The sequence below is a fragment of the Mesorhizobium sp. WSM3224 genome, from assembly GCF_000427725.1.
GTDB lineage: Bacteria > Pseudomonadota > Alphaproteobacteria > Rhizobiales > Rhizobiaceae > Mesorhizobium.
In genome coordinates this window covers 171770-185581 of record NZ_ATYO01000004.1, presented here as the reverse complement: position 1 = coordinate 185581, position 13812 = coordinate 171770, and the positions used below count along the sequence as shown (strand labels likewise).

Here is a 13812-nt window from a genome sequence, read left to right as displayed (position 1 = left end):
CGCTAGCAGAAGTGGCAGCCCGGTTTAATGCCGGCGGCGCGAAAAGCAGGGGAAGACTGGCGACGGGGCCTTCCGCGACTGGCCCGGTTGCGCTGGGCTACCGTGCGGGAAATTGCCGCGCTTGTCAGCGAACCGGACCGGGCCTGATCGCTTGGCCGTTTACAGCGCTGCCGTGTAGCCTTAATCCGAAGACACACAAACACGCACCTGTCTCAAGGGTGCGCTCAGGCGAGGAAATCAAAAGCATCATGGCCAGGAAAACCGAAAGCAGCGGCCCCTCCGTCAGTCCTGAGGAGGCGTTGGAATTCCACGCCATGGGACGGCCCGGCAAGCTGGAGATCGTCGCCACCAAGCCAATGGCGACGCAGCGCGATCTGAGCCTCGCCTATTCGCCGGGCGTCGCCGTGCCGGTGCGCGCCATCGCCGAGGATCCTAGCCGCGCCTTCGACTACACGGTCCGCGGCAACATGGTGGCGGTCATCTCCAACGGCACCGCCATCCTCGGCCTCGGCAATCTCGGCGCGCTGGCCTCCAAGCCGGTCATGGAGGGCAAGGCGGTGCTGTTCAAGCGCTTCGCCGATGTCGATTCCATCGACCTCGAGGTCGATACCGAGGATGCCGACGAATTCATCAATTGCGTGCGCTTCCTCGGCCCCTCCTTCGGCGGCATCAATCTCGAGGACATCAAGGCGCCGGAATGCTTCATCATCGAGCAGCGGCTGCGCGAGTTGATGGATATTCCCGTCTTCCATGACGACCAGCATGGCACCGCCATCATCTCGGCCGCCGGGCTGATCAACGCGCTGGAGGTCACCGGCCGCGACATGAAGACCACCAGGATGGTCTGCAACGGCGCGGGCGCCGCCGGCATCGCCTGCATCGAATTGATGAAGGCGATGGGCTTTGCGCCCGAAAACATCACCCTGTGCGACACCAAGGGCGTGGTCTTTCAAGGCCGCACCGAAGGCATGAACCAGTGGAAGTCGGCGCATGCGGTCAAGACCGAGGCGCGCAGCCTCGCCGAAGCGCTGGACGGCGCCGACGTCTTCCTCGGCCTGTCCGCCAAGGGAGCGCTGACCACCGCCATGGTGCAGTCGATGGCGAAGAACCCGATCATCTTCGCCATGGCCAATCCCGATCCAGAGATCACGCCGGAGGAAGTGGCCGAGATCCGCACCGACGCCATCATGGCCACCGGCCGCTCGGACTATCCCAACCAGGTCAACAATGTGCTGGGCTTTCCCTATATCTTCCGGGGCGCGCTGGATGTGCGCGCCACCACCATCAATGACGAGATGAAGATCGCGGCCGCCAGGGCGCTGGCCGAGCTGGCGCGCCAGGACGTGCCGGACGATGTCGCCGCCGCCTATCAGGGCAACCGGCCGAAATTCGGCGCCAACTACATCATTCCCGTGCCGTTCGATCCGCGCCTTATCTCGGCGATCCCGCTGGCGGTGGCGAAGGCGGCGATGGAAACCGGCGTCGCCCGCAAGCCGATCCTCGATCTCGACCGCTACGCGCAGGAACTATCGGCCCGCCGCGACCCGATCGCCTCGACGCTGCAGCGTATCTACGACCGCGTGCGCCGCCAGCCCAAGCGCATCGTCTTCGCCGAGGGCGAGGAGGAGCAGGTGATGCGCGCCGCCGTCTCCTATGTGAACCAGAAGCTCGGCACGGCGATCCTTCTCGGCCGCGACGATGTCATCAAGGACAATGCCCGCAATGCCGGCATCGACTTGAACAAGCCGGGCCTCGAAATCATCAATGCCAGGCTGTCGCGCCGCAACGGCATCTACACCGACTATCTCTACGAACGCATGCAGCGGAAGGGTTTTCTGTTCCGCGACTGCCAGCGCCTGATCAACAACGACCGCAACCATTTTGCCGCCTGCATGGTGGCGCTCGGCGATGCCGACGGCATCGTCACCGGCGTCACCCGCAATTATTCGACGGCGCTCGACGACGTGCGCCGCATCATCGACGCCAAGCCCGGCCACCGCGTCATCGGCGTGTCGATCGTGCTCGCGCGGGGCAGGACGGTCCTCGTCGCCGACACTGCGGTGCACGACATGCCGAACGCCGAGCAGATCGCCGATATCGCCGAGGAGGCGGCCGGTTTTGCCCGCCGCATGGGTTATGAGCCGAGGCTCGCCATGCTTGCCTACTCCACCTTCGGCCATCCCCAGGGCGAGCGCTCCGAGCGCGTCCAGGAGGCGGTGCGCATCCTCGACAAGCGCCGCGTCGATTTCGAGTATGACGGCGAGATGGCGGCCGACGTGGCGCTGAACCCGCGCGCCATGGCGCAATATCCTTTCATCCGCCTGACCGGTCCGGCCAATGTGCTCATCATGCCGGCATTCCACTCGGCCTCGATCTCGACCAAGATGCTGCAGGAACTCGGCGGCTCGACCGTCATCGGCCCGCTGCTGGTCGGCCTCAACAAGCCGGTCCAGATCGTCTCGCTCAACGCCAAGGACTCAGACATCGTCAACATGGCGGCGATCGCGGCCTATACGGCGGGGAATTGAGGCGCGACTGGCCTCGGCTTTCGCCGTGCCGAAAAAGAAAAAGGCCCGCGGCGGTGCCGCGGGCCCTTCTTTTGTGATCTTCGCGTTCGATCAGAAATTGCGCTGGAAGCGGACGATGCCACCCCAGCTGTCTTTCTTGTCGGCCTTGGTGAAGTTGCCGTAGATGGTCTTTTCGCCGAAGCGGCCGAAATGATCCCAGTCGACTTCGGTCGTGATCGTGAAGCCCGGGACGATGGTGTAGGCGACATTCGCGGCCAAGGCGTAGTTCTTGTCGTCATCGGCCGAAGCCTGGACGTTGAACGACGTCTTCGCATTGAACTTGTAGGTGCCACCAGCCCAGACGGCCCAGTTGCCGCCCCACGGCTTGTATTGGGTGCGGCCGCTCGGGGCAAAGTCGTCGCTGTTGTCGGTGGTGCCGTAGCCGCCCATGACGAACAGCGACAATTCCTTGCTGACGTTGACGTCCAGGCGAACCTTGCCGTCGACTTCCTCGTAGTTGCTGTCATAAGCAACGACGCCGGTGAGCGCGCCCCAGTCACCCTTGTACTTCAAGCCGCCGACGACATGTGGAACATAGCTGTCGATCGTGTAGGCGCCCGTGCCCTCTTCGAGCGAAACGACGGCCGAGAGGCCGTTGCCGGCGTCGAAGTAGTACTGGACGACATTGGTGTCCTTGATGCCGTAGGGGATGATCGTGTCCTGGATGACATTGCCCGCGTAGCCGATGAACGAGTCGTAGGCCGTTTCGTCCTTGCCGACGCGCAGGCCGCCAAGCTGGATCCAGGCGAAGTTCAGCGACGTGGCCGTCGGGCCGCCGTTCGGGAAGTTCCAGCGGGTCTCGGTATAGGTCTTCAACGTGCCGAGCTCGGTCTCCTGGCCGGTCCAGGTCTTCAGCGCGAAGCGGGCGTTCTTCTTCCAGCTGTTCTGCGAGTCGCCGTCCTGAACGTCGGTCGTCTTGCGGCCGTCGAGGGTGCCGACGTCGCCGAAGCCCGCGTCGTAGCGAATGTAGCCGCCGACGCGCAGGCAGGTCTCGGTGCCGGGGATGTAGAAGTAGCCCGTGCCGTAGACATCGCAGATCTTGACGTATTCGGCCGGTTCCGGCTCGGCGACGGTCACCGCGTCGGCGGCGCGGGCGCCCGAAACTGCGATCAGGGCCGCAGCGGAGCCGAGAAGAAGGCTCTTGATGTTCATTTTCTTGAATCTCCAGTCAAAGGTTCAAGACAGGCCTGACATGCCGTTCGGCTTCTGCCACCCCCGTCCCCATCGTTGAAAAAGGTGCGCGCACCGGCGCCGCTTCTTCGCTTTGGACATGGCTTAATCGGCGGTAAGGCACAACAGAGATTGTGTCTGAAAGGCGGCTTTTTGACTCTTATAAAGGTCTTGTTGCCCAAATATCACGTCATATATTTGTAAAATTGGAACATATTGCACAATCTATACAATCAAAACGTCGGGAATTCACCATAATGTGCCAAATGTGCCAATTATTACAGTTTTGTGACGGATAGTTTGCCGAACAAATTTCTAAAATCGCGGATAAACATAGAAAAATCGACTCCTGGAGACCGAAGTCAAGACAGGGTGCGGGCGGCGCGGACCACGTCCTCGACCATGTCTTGCCTCAACATCTCGATGGGGATACGGCCGTCGAGCTCGGGCGAGGGCCGGCTCAGCCAAAACCAGGCAAGCCTCTGACTGGTGATCGCCGCCAGCACGTCGCTGATTCCCGGAACCGGCCTGCCGTCGACGAACTGGGCCAATGGGAAGACGTGCTTGCGGCCGCCCTTGCGCAGCGCGACGACCTCGCCGCGTCTTTGCCAGCGATGCAGCGTGGAACGCGGGATGCGGAGCTTCTCTTCCAGATGGGTCGAGCCGGCGACCTCGCCGGCCCAATCCTCGATCAGCATCGACTGGAGGTCCGCGGCCCGCTCGGCAATCTGCTGGGCCGTCGGTCTTGCCGTTTCCTGTTTCGCCGACGCGCGCTCAAGGGCGCGGTCGGATACGGCCGAACCGTCGCTCGCGATTCCGCTCGACATCGTGCGGAAGAATTCGGAAACGAGCGCGGTCCAATCGCCCTTGAAGGAATCGATTGCAAGGCGCTGCGTCGGCGGCAGGAAGGGGAGGGCGGCCGCCACGTTACCGGCGAGCACACTGGCCGAAACCAGGGCCTGGGCGTCCAGCAGGACACCGTGCTGCATCAACGTCTGCTGCACGGCTTCGGTCACCAGGCCAGCCAAGGCCTCTTGCGAAATCCCCTCGGGCGGAGTCTGAAATCTGGTCATGCGTTCGTCTTGTGGCCCGCGCTCCTCCCCAGGCGCCGGCGGTTGCTGAAATCTATAGCGGAAAATTAAAATCGCGACGGCAACGGACGCCGCGGCCCGGTAGCTTGCTGGCTTGCATCTTCACACCCCTGGTTTGGCGTGCCGAAATGTCAGTCGCGGCATGCCCCACGCTGCCTGTAGGAGGGCTCTGTGACAGGCGTGCGACAGTTGGCGCCTCTTCCTTGCCCCCTTGGCGCCAAGCTACCCCTCACCCGGATTGCCAACCGATTTGCGAAGGGCAAATCGGGGCAATCCGACCTCTCCCGCAGGGGGAGAGGTAAAGGCACTACAGCAGCCCGGCTTGCTCGGCCTCGCGGCGCAGGTTCTGGCGCGGACGCGGGCCGATCTGCTGGATCACCAGCCCGGCCGCCAGCGAGCCGAGATCGCCGCAATCCTTGAGGCTGCGTCCGGTCGTGTAGCCGTAAAGGAAGCCGGCGGCATAAAGATCGCCGGCGCCGGTCGTGTCGACCAAATCCTTGATCTTTGTCGCCTGGATGATGACGGTTTCCTCGCCGCGCACGATCACCGAGCCTTTTTCCGAGCGGGTGACAGCGGCTATTCTGCAATCCTTGCGGATAGCGGCCAACGCCTCCTCGAAGGAAGCGGTCTGGTAAAGCGACTTGATCTCATGGCTGTTGGCAAAGACGATGTCGACAGTGCCCGAACGCATCAGCTCGAGGAACTCGTCGCGGTAGCGGTCGACGCAAAAGGAATCCGACAGCGTCATCGACACTTCGCGGCCCGCCGCATGCGCCAGCTTCGCTGTCTGGCGGATGGCCTCCTTGGCGCGCGGCGGATCCCAGAGATAGCCCTCGAAATAGGTCACCTTGGCGCCGGCGGCCTTGTCGGCCTCGACATCCTCGGGGCCAAGCTCTACGCAGGCACCGAGATAGGTGTTCATCGAACGCTCGCCGTCGGGCGTGACGAAGATCATCGAGCGCGCCGTCGGCGGTTCGCCCTCGAGCGGTCCGGTATCGAAGGCCACGCCCTGGGCGTGGATGTCATGCGTGTAGATTTCGCCCAGCGCGTCGTTCGACACCTTGCCGAAGAAGGCGGCCCGTCCGCCGAGGCTGGCCACACCGGCGGCTGTGTTGCCGGCGCTGCCGCCGGAAGCCTCGATCGCCGGTCCCATGCGGCTGTAGAGCAGTTCGGCGCGCCTAGCGTCGATGAGGTTCATCGCGCCCTTGATGATACCGTTGGTCTCGAGAAAAGCCTCGTCGCATTGCGCGATGATGTCGACAATGGCATTGCCGATGCAAAGCACGTCATATTCCGGCATCAAAATCTCCGCCAAGAACCCATCCGGCTATCTGGCATGCCGGCCGGGCGCGGGTCTAGCGAGTTGCCGCCGCTTTGCCTACCCCGAAAATCGCCACTGCCTTCTGCGATGCCGATTGTTCGCCGCCTGCGGCAGTGTTCCGATTCAACTGGCCCATATCAGCTGCAGCACGGGCGACTATCATTCGGTCGCGATCGAAACATTTGCGCCCCGCCGAGCGCTAGAAGCTGATCGCTGAGGCAACGGGCTGAAGGCACAACCGTAAAATGTCCGAGAAGACCGAAATGTCCACCGACCTCGCACTGCTTGGCGTGCTGGCGGTGTTGTGGGGCGCTTCGTACACCTTCATCAAGATCGGCGTCGAGACGATCCCGCCCGTGACCTTCATCGCCGCCCGCACGTTGATCGCCGGGGCTATTCTCTTCATCGTCATTCGCTGGCGCGGCCTTGCCATGCCGGCAGATGCGGCAACCTGGCGCCGGTTCGCCTTCCAGGCCTGCCTCAACAGCGTCGTGCCGTTCACGCTGATCGCCGCCGCCGAACGCTCCGTCGATGCCGGTCTTGCCACCATCCTCAATTCGACCTCGCCGATCTTCACCTTCCTGCTGACGGCATTGATCACGCGCCATGAGCCAGTCACGGCGCGCAAGCTCGTCGGCGTCGGCGCCGGCATTGTCGGCATCTGCCTGATCATCGGCACCGAGGCGCTTGGCGGGCTTGGCCATCAATTGTGGGCGCAGCTTGCAATCATCATTGCGACGATCTCCTACGCCGGGGCGGCGATCTTCGGCCGTGGCTTCAGGGGCCTCGATCCGATGCTGCCCGCCGCGGGCTCGATGCTTTGCGGCGCGGTGATGCTTGTGCCGCTCAGCCTGATCGTCGACCGGCCGTGGACGCTTGCGCCGTCGTCCGCTTCGATCCTGGCCCTGCTCGGACTGTCGATCTTTTCGACGGCGCTGGCCTTCGTCATCTATTTTCGCCTGATCCATACGCTGGGCTCGGTCGGCACCACCTCGCAAGCCTATCTGCGCGTGCCGATCGGCGTCGGCATCGGCGCTGTCTTCCTTGGCGAGAGCCTGGGGCCGGCGGCCTGGGTCGGCATGGGCTTCGTCGTCGCCGGCGTCGCGGCCATGACCATTCCCGCACGGCGGGCAAGGGCAATTCCACGAAAAGCGTGACCGGCCAGGTTCGGCAATCTCGCTGTAGCCGCCGGTGAACCACCCTGGGCGCGATAGTTGCGCCGGCCGCCGTCGCAGCCTATCTCGGGGCTTCGTTTCTCGATGAGAGCCTGGACCCGCCGTGATCCTAGACGCCGCCCGCGCCGCCGCCAGCCGGCTGTTCTCGCCTGAATTCCGCTCCGTCTTCCTGAGGACGCTGGGGCTGACGCTGCTCGCCCTTGTCGCGCTTTGGCTCGGCCTCGAGAGCCTGCTCGAATGGCTGGCCTGGCCATGGTTGCAGACACTGCTGCCGGGCCTGCCGTCCTGGGCCGGATGGCTGGGCGGCATTATCGCCGGCATCGTTCTTGCGGTAGGGATGGCTCTGCTCATCGCGCCGGTCACGGCGATCGTCGCAGGCCTGTTCCTCGACGACGTTGCCGAAGTGGTCGAGCGTACCGACTATCCCAACGATCCGCCCGGCCGCGCCGTGCCGGCGCTGCATTCGCTTGCGCTGGCCATCAAATTCTTCGGCGTGGTCGTCCTCGGCAACATCGTCGCGCTGCTGCTGCTTCTGGTGCCGGGCGTCAACATTGCCGCCTTCTTCATCGTCAACGGCTATCTGCTCGGCCGGGAATTCTTCGAGTTCGCCGCCATGCGTTTTCGCCCCGAGGCCGAGGCCAAGGCGCTGCGCCGCAAATATGCCGGCACCGTGTTCCTGGCCGGGATCGTCATTGCCGTGTTCCTCGCAGTGCCGCTGCTCAACCTTCTGACGCCGCTTTTCGCGGCCGCAATGATGGTGCATCTGTACAAGGCGGTTGCGGCGCGGGAGCCGGTTTAATGCATGTCGCCCAGAAGTGTGCAGCGGTTCTGGGACAACGACATGCATCAAAACAAAGACTTAACAGGCTGCTGCAAAAGTCGCGTTTGGCGAAGTTTTGTGATTCACTTCGGTTGGCGATCTGGAGTGATTTGCGATGCGCGGACGGGATGATCGATCGGAAGGTCTTTTCAGCTATGTTCGGCTGGAGGAACGCATTCCCGCGGATCATCCGCTCCGGGCGATCCGGGGGTTGTGCGACGAAGCGCTCGGTTGTCTGGATGCCCGCTTTGAGGCGCTCTATTCGGGAATGGGGCGACCGTCGATACCGCCCGAGATGCTGCTGCGGGCGACACTGCTGCAGGCGTTCTTCTCGGTGCGTTCGGAACGCCTGCTGATGGAGCAGATCGACTACAATCTATTGTTCCGCTGGTTCGTCGGCCTGCCGTTGGACGCATCGGCGTGGCATGCGACGGTGTTCACCCACAATCGCGATCGGCTCATGGAGGCCGATGTTGCGCGCGAGTTCCTGGGTGCTCTGATGGGGCTTGGCAAAGTGAAGGAGCTTCTGTCGAGCGATCATTTTTCGGTCGACGGCACGCTGATCGACGCCTGGGCCTCGGTGAAGAGCTTTCGGCCGAAGGACGGTTCGGGCGAACCACCCAAGCCAGGCCGCAACGGTGAGCGCGACTTCCGCAAGGAAAAGCGCTCGAACCAGACGCATGCTTCCACGACCGATCCGGACGCGCGGCTCTACCGCAAGGCGGACGGCCATCCGAGCCGGCTATGCTACATGGGCCATGTGCTCATGGAGAACCGCAATGGGCTTGCGGTCGGCACGACGCTGACGCACGCCACCGGCACGGCCGAGCGGGAGGCGGCGCTCAGCATGCTCGACCGGCGCCGGCGCAACCATCGCATCACGCTCGGCGCCGACAAGGCCTATGACGTGACGGAGTTCGTCGGCGACCTGCGCCAGCGCCAAGTCACCCCGCACATCACCGTGCAAGGTACGGTCTCGAGCACGGGCACGGTGCGCAAGACCGCCATTGACGGTCGCACCACGCGCCACGCCGGCTATACGGTCAGCCAGCGCATCCGCAAACGCATTGAGGAGATTTTCGGTTGGGTGAAGAAGCCGGGCGGACTGACCAAGACGAAGCTGCGCGGGCGGTCAAAAGTCGAGGCTGCCTTCACCTTCGCCATCATCGCCTGCAATCTGGTCCGTATCCCCAGATTACTGGCGATGCAGCCGACATGACGCCAAACCGACAAACACAACATCACACACGCAAGCCCGAAAGCCGCAAAAGCCAAATCCAGCCCGATCCAGACAAACCAATCCGGCAAATGTCATCAAAAATCGAATAGGACGCGACTTTTGCAGCAGCCTGTTAAAGCGTGTCGCCTGAATCCGTTTCAGCGCGACACGGCTTTAGTCCTGTTCGGTGCCGCCGCTGCGGAACAGCGCCTGCAGCTTGCCGAACGGCATTGCCGCCCGAGTGAAGCCGAAGGTGCCGTCCTGCTGGATCTCGCGCGCCGCCGTCTCCAGCATGCCATAGGCGAAATTGGCCAGCCACGGTCCGAGCGAGACGCGCCTGACGCCGGCCATGGCAAGGTCGGCGACGGTGAAACCGGGGCGGGCCATCACATTGACCGGCCGGCTCACCGACGAGCAGATCGTGCGCACCATTTCGACGTCGCTGATGCCCGGCGCATAAAGCACATCGGCGCCGGCTTTCTCGAAGGCCTGCAGCCGCTTGATGGTGTCGTCGAGGTCGGTCTTGCCCCAGAGGAAATTCTCGGCTCGCGCGGTGAAGACGAAATCGTGCTTGAGCGCCCGGGCCGCCTCGACGGCGGCCGCGACGCGTTCGATCGCCAGCGAGAAATCGTAGATCGGATTGGCGGGGTCGCCCGTATGGTCCTCGATCGAGCAGCCGGCGAGACCGGCGGCCTCGGCCGCGAAGATGGTCTCGGCCGCCTGTTCGGGGCTGTCACCCTTGCCGCGTTCGAGATCGGCCGAAACCGGCAGGTCGGTTGCCGCGGTCACCTCGCGGCAATGGTGGATCATCGCCTCGAAGGTCACGGCGCCGTCCGGCAGGCCGCGCGAGAAGGCGAAGCCGGCGCTGGTCGTCGCCAGCGCCCTGAACCCGAACGAAGCCAGAAGCTTGGTCGTGCCTATGTCCCAGGGATTGGGCATGACGAAGGTGGAGGCATGCAGGTCGCGAAAAATCTTGCCCTTGTCCATGGTGGGTCCTCAATCACGAGTGGGGGTCGTACCGGGAATTTATCGCGGCTGTTCGAGCCGGGCAAATGAATGCGGCTGTTTAGAAGCGTTTGGCGTTTTCTACTGACAATTTCTCGAAAGCGTCGGAATTGCGAACGTAACGCGACCTGGCTTGGTCCCAGTGATAGGTGACCGAGATATCGTACGAGGCGGCCTTGGGCGCCGGCTCCTCGCAGGTTTCACCTCTCGGCTTGGTGGCGTCGGTCACGGTCACCGTGATCGCCGCGTAGGGTTCCTTGTCGTCGGGCGTCTGGAAGGAAAGATCCTGCGTGCGCTTATAGGCGCAGACATTCTCGTCGAATGTATCGATCTGGTCGATCGGCTCGAAGCGGTCGTTTCGAACCAGGATAAGGATCGTGCCGACATAGCCCTGGTTCGAATTGAAATGCGTGCTCATGGTGATGAGCACGTCGTCGCCGGGACTGACCGCGAGCTTTCCCGGATCGCGAAAATAGGTGCTCTGGTCGGTTCCGACGTTGACGGCATCGAGCAGCTTCGGCCTGCCGGTGAGATCGTAGAGCGCCAGCACGGCGAACCCTTCGGCGCTGTCTTGCGCCTGGCCGAGGTCGAAAAGCATCGTCAGCCGGTCCTTGCCGCCGGCCCTGATTGGAAGAACCGCCGCATTCGGCAGGTTGACGGTTTCGGGCGGCGAGCCGCCGTCGTCGCCACCGAGCATGTCGCGCATCTCGATCGGCGCGCTGCCCTTGTAGAAACCGTCATCGCCTGCCGTCAGATCGGGAACGACCATCTTCGCAAGGTCGAGATAGGTGACGTCCTGCCGACCTGGAACGGCGCTGTTCAGTTCCGGGAAGCTGACGGCCTGGGCCTGCGCGGCCGTCCATAGCCAGGGAAGCAGCAGGCAGGCAAAGATGAAGCGAAACAGCCCGGCGACCATATGGAAGCCCCCTCGAACGTCGCACGCTAGCACGGCATTCCAAGGCGTGCATCCGGCTGCGATCAGCGGATCGGCACGAGTCCGGCGAGTTCCCGCATGTCGTCGAACAGGATGCCGCCGGCCGCCGCCAGGCCGTCGCGGTCGGAGAACGGATCGGCATAGTAGGAGAACACCCGCATGCCGGCGGCAATGCCCGCCTGGGTGCCTGCGACGCTGTCTTCAATGACGATGCAGTCGGTCGGCGCGAAGCCCATCGTCATTGCCGCATGCAGGAAGAGATCCGGGAACGGCTTGCCTCGACTGACCATCGTGGAGGAAAACATGGCATGCTCGAACAGCGGCAAGAGCCCGGTCTGGCCAAGCGTGATGTGCATCTTCGAGACCCGCGCCGATGAGGCGACGCAATAGGCGATGCCAGCCGCGCGGACTTTGTCGACGAACTCCCGGACATGGGGGATCGCCTCGACGCCATGCGCGAACAGATCCGGCAGGCCGGCATTCCAGCGCTCGACGAAGTCGGCGCCGAGCCTGACCGCGGTCGTCTCTTCGATCTCCTTTTGCACCGAGACCATGCTGCGGCCGGAAAAATGCTTGCGGCAATATTCGAAGCTGGTCGTAAAACCGGCAGCGGTGAGCCATTCGGCGAGGCGCCTGTTGGCAAGGTTCTCGGTATCGACCAGGACCCCGTCGCAGTCGAAGATGACGAGTTTAGGTATTGCCATTCAAGCGGTGCCGGTCGATCCGAAGCCGCCGGCGCCGCGCGTCGTGCCGCCGGCCAGCGCTCTTTCCTCAACCGCAACCTGGGTCACCGCCGCAAAGACGATCTGGGCAATGCGCATGCCGCGCGTCACCGAGAAATCCTCGTCGCCGAGATTGACCAGCAGCACTTTCACCTCGCCGCGGTAGTCGCTGTCGACGGTGCCGGGCGAGTTGAGCACGGTGAGGCCGTGCTTGAAGGCAAGACCCGAGCGTGGCCGCACCTGGCCTTCCATGCCTTCGGGGATTTCCAGGACGAGCCCGGTCGGCACCAGGGCCCGCTTTCCGGGCAGGATGAGCAGCGGCCGGTCTTCCGGCACCGCGGCCCGCAAATCCATGCCGGCCGCACCAGCGCTCTCATAGGCCGGCAGAGGCAGGCCTTCGCCATGCGGAAGCCTGACGAAACCGACGGCGGGGCCGATGACGGAGGAGTTTTGGAAAGCTGCGCGCATAAAATCGATCCTATCGGCGCGAATGCCGATTCGGTCAATTCGGCCGTGACGCTATCCAAGGCTTTCTTTGAGGCGTCACGATGATTTCGTTTTCCAGCGAAGACGTCTCGATAAGGTTGTTGCGCAGGTGGAATGCTTACTTGGCGATTGGCGAGAACGCTTATCGCTTCGTCATCCACGGGCGGAGCAAGGAGCGAAGCGACGCGGCGCAGACCCGAGGATCCATTCCGTGACTTCAAACGTTGCGACGACGGTTCAGCATTCTGCTCCGCTGCATTCTATGGTCAAGGTAACGGAATGGATCCTCAGGTCTGCGCTCCGCTTCGCGTCGCTCCGCCCGTGGATGACGAAGTTGGGATGCCTTGGACACCTCAGCGCAGTTCCACCGGCACCACGGTGGTCTCCTTGATCTCCTCCATGACGAAGGAAGCCGAGACGTCCGACAGCGGCACCTTGGCGATCAGCCGCTGGTAGAGACGGTCATAAGCCTTAACGTCGGCGACGCGGGCCCTCAGCACATAATCGAGGTCGCCCGACATACGGTAGGCGCCGGTGATCTCGGCAAAGCCGGTCACCGCCGCACGGAATTTCTGCAGCCAGTCCGGGTCATGGTTCGACGTGCGGATCAGTATGAAGACGGAGAGGCCGAGCCCAAGCTTGTCGGCATCGACCAGCGCGACGCGGCCGGTGATCACGCCGTCTTCCTCCAACCGCTTGACGCGCCGCCAGCAGGCATTGCGCGACAGCGCCACCCGCTCCGACAGCTGGTCGACCGAAAGCGTGCCGTCGCGCTGCAGCTCGGCCAGCAATCTTCGATCAATCTCATCGATTTCTGTCGACATGTTGGGATAGATGTCCCATGAAATAGCCAAAAGCAAGGACAATTTGGGATCGATGAACCAAAACCGTGTGGCACGATACTCATCATCGGGGCTCATCCCGGCAGGAGGGATCACCATGTCGACACGGCTTACGGCGCTGTTCACGTCTCACCCGGAGAAGGTCGGCGAGACCTATTTCGGCCACATGGCTTTCGCCGCCTGGTTCTGTTCGCGCCTGTCGATGGCGGCGGGCGCCGCGCTTGTTCACGCTTTCTTGCCGTTTCTGTTCGAAACTACGGCGAGCCGAATCGTTCGCGAGCTCTATGAGCGCACGCACAACCGAGGCTCGCATGCGGTGAAGGAGCCGAAGGCTCTCTTGGACCGCGCCTAGAGCCGGATGATTTCAGGTCGGTCCGACCTGAAATCTGAATCCGTCTCTAGATCAAAGAGATTGAGCATGATGTCGTCCGAAAACCGCTTCACACTTTTCGGCATCATG

The 13812-nt window shown here is 63.1% G+C and carries 13 protein-coding genes; 5 read left to right on the top strand and 8 right to left on the bottom strand.

Annotated elements, in window-relative coordinates; genetic code table 11:
* Positions 1 to 248: 248 nt before the first annotated feature.
* Complete coding sequence (locus tag YU3_RS0109720) at positions 249 to 2528, top strand: NADP-dependent malic enzyme (protein ID WP_027166054.1); 2280 nt, start codon at positions 249 to 251, stop codon at positions 2526 to 2528.
* A 90-nt stretch (positions 2529 to 2618) separates the two neighbouring features.
* On the opposite strand, the gene YU3_RS0109715 is transcribed toward YU3_RS0109720, so the two are convergent.
* The 3 genes from YU3_RS0109715 to YU3_RS0109705 form a co-directional block, all read right to left on the bottom strand.
* The gene (locus tag YU3_RS0109715; RefSeq protein WP_027166053.1) at positions 2619 to 3719 is read right to left on the bottom strand and encodes a porin; all 1101 of its coding nucleotides are present in this window, start codon (positions 3717 to 3719) and stop codon (positions 2619 to 2621) included.
* A gap of 380 nt (positions 3720 to 4099) precedes the next feature.
* Positions 4100 to 4753, bottom strand: a complete 654-nt coding sequence (locus tag YU3_RS0109710) for a hypothetical protein (protein WP_348631167.1) — start codon at positions 4751 to 4753, stop codon at positions 4100 to 4102.
* Between the two features lie 382 nt (positions 4754 to 5135).
* Entirely contained in the window at positions 5136 to 6128 is a 993-nt protein-coding gene (locus YU3_RS0109705; RefSeq protein WP_027166051.1) for an adenosine kinase, read from the bottom strand.
* 284 nt (positions 6129 to 6412) lie between these two features.
* Here YU3_RS0109705 and YU3_RS0109700 point away from each other — a divergent pair, with 284 nt between their 5' ends.
* The 3 genes from YU3_RS0109700 (at position 6413) to YU3_RS0109690 (ending at position 9363) form a co-directional block, all read left to right on the top strand.
* Complete coding sequence (locus tag YU3_RS0109700; RefSeq protein WP_245273467.1) at positions 6413 to 7306, top strand: EamA family transporter; 894 nt, start codon at positions 6413 to 6415, stop codon at positions 7304 to 7306.
* A 121-nt stretch (positions 7307 to 7427) separates the two neighbouring features.
* Positions 7428 to 8123 carry a sulfate transporter family protein gene (locus YU3_RS0109695; RefSeq protein WP_027166049.1) on the top strand — a complete coding sequence of 232 codons (696 nt, stop codon included), beginning with the start codon at positions 7428 to 7430 and terminating at the stop codon, positions 8121 to 8123.
* Between the two features lie 136 nt (positions 8124 to 8259).
* Entirely contained in the window at positions 8260 to 9363 is a 1104-nt protein-coding gene (locus tag YU3_RS0109690) for an IS5 family transposase (RefSeq protein ID WP_027166048.1), read from the top strand.
* A gap of 174 nt (positions 9364 to 9537) precedes the next feature.
* Here the strand turns inward: YU3_RS0109690 and YU3_RS0109685 are convergent, their stop codons facing one another.
* The 5 genes from YU3_RS0109685 to YU3_RS0109655 all read right to left on the bottom strand — a co-directional run bounded on the left by YU3_RS0109685 (position 9538) and on the right by YU3_RS0109655 (position 13334).
* The gene (locus YU3_RS0109685; RefSeq protein ID WP_027166047.1) at positions 9538 to 10350 is read right to left on the bottom strand and encodes an oxaloacetate decarboxylase; all 813 of its coding nucleotides are present in this window, start codon (positions 10348 to 10350) and stop codon (positions 9538 to 9540) included.
* 79 nt (positions 10351 to 10429) lie between these two features.
* The gene (locus tag YU3_RS0109680; protein ID WP_027166046.1) at positions 10430 to 11284 is read right to left on the bottom strand and encodes a hypothetical protein; all 855 of its coding nucleotides are present in this window, start codon (positions 11282 to 11284) and stop codon (positions 10430 to 10432) included.
* A gap of 62 nt (positions 11285 to 11346) precedes the next feature.
* Positions 11347 to 12006, bottom strand: coding sequence for an HAD family phosphatase (locus YU3_RS0109675; RefSeq protein ID WP_027166045.1), 660 nt, complete (start codon positions 12004 to 12006; stop codon positions 11347 to 11349).
* The gene (gene dut / locus YU3_RS0109670; RefSeq protein WP_027166044.1) at positions 12007 to 12492 is read right to left on the bottom strand and encodes a dUTP diphosphatase; all 486 of its coding nucleotides are present in this window, start codon (positions 12490 to 12492) and stop codon (positions 12007 to 12009) included.
* A gap of 371 nt (positions 12493 to 12863) precedes the next feature.
* Entirely contained in the window at positions 12864 to 13334 is a 471-nt protein-coding gene (locus YU3_RS0109655; RefSeq protein WP_027166043.1) for an Lrp/AsnC family transcriptional regulator, read from the bottom strand.
* 115 nt (positions 13335 to 13449) lie between these two features.
* Between YU3_RS0109655 and YU3_RS0109650 the strand changes: the two genes are divergently transcribed.
* Positions 13450 to 13704: a DUF6356 family protein gene (locus YU3_RS0109650; protein WP_027166042.1), complete on the top strand. Its 255-nt coding sequence runs from the start codon at positions 13450 to 13452 to the stop codon at positions 13702 to 13704.
* Positions 13705 to 13812: the final 108 nt, after the last annotated feature.

Coding starts and splice junctions, on each gene's coding strand:
- YU3_RS0109705 (WP_027166051.1), bottom strand. CDS start 6,128: ATGCCGGAATATGACGTGCTTTGCATCGGCAATGCCATTGTCGACATC.
- dut (WP_027166044.1), bottom strand. CDS start 12,492: ATGCGCGCAGCTTTCCAAAACTCCTCCGTCATCGGCCCCGCCGTCGGT.
- YU3_RS0109720 (WP_027166054.1), top strand. CDS start 249: ATGGCCAGGAAAACCGAAAGCAGCGGCCCCTCCGTCAGTCCTGAGGAG.
- YU3_RS0109655 (WP_027166043.1), bottom strand. CDS start 13,334: ATGTCGACAGAAATCGATGAGATTGATCGAAGATTGCTGGCCGAGCTG.
- YU3_RS0109700 (WP_245273467.1), top strand. CDS start 6,413: ATGTCCACCGACCTCGCACTGCTTGGCGTGCTGGCGGTGTTGTGGGGC.
- YU3_RS0109715 (WP_027166053.1), bottom strand. CDS start 3,719: ATGAACATCAAGAGCCTTCTTCTCGGCTCCGCTGCGGCCCTGATCGCA.
- YU3_RS0109690 (WP_027166048.1), top strand. CDS start 8,260: ATGCGCGGACGGGATGATCGATCGGAAGGTCTTTTCAGCTATGTTCGG.
- YU3_RS0109650 (WP_027166042.1), top strand. CDS start 13,450: ATGTCGACACGGCTTACGGCGCTGTTCACGTCTCACCCGGAGAAGGTC.
- YU3_RS0109685 (WP_027166047.1), bottom strand. CDS start 10,350: ATGGACAAGGGCAAGATTTTTCGCGACCTGCATGCCTCCACCTTCGTC.
- YU3_RS0109680 (WP_027166046.1), bottom strand. CDS start 11,284: ATGGTCGCCGGGCTGTTTCGCTTCATCTTTGCCTGCCTGCTGCTTCCC.
- YU3_RS0109675 (WP_027166045.1), bottom strand. CDS start 12,006: ATGGCAATACCTAAACTCGTCATCTTCGACTGCGACGGGGTCCTGGTC.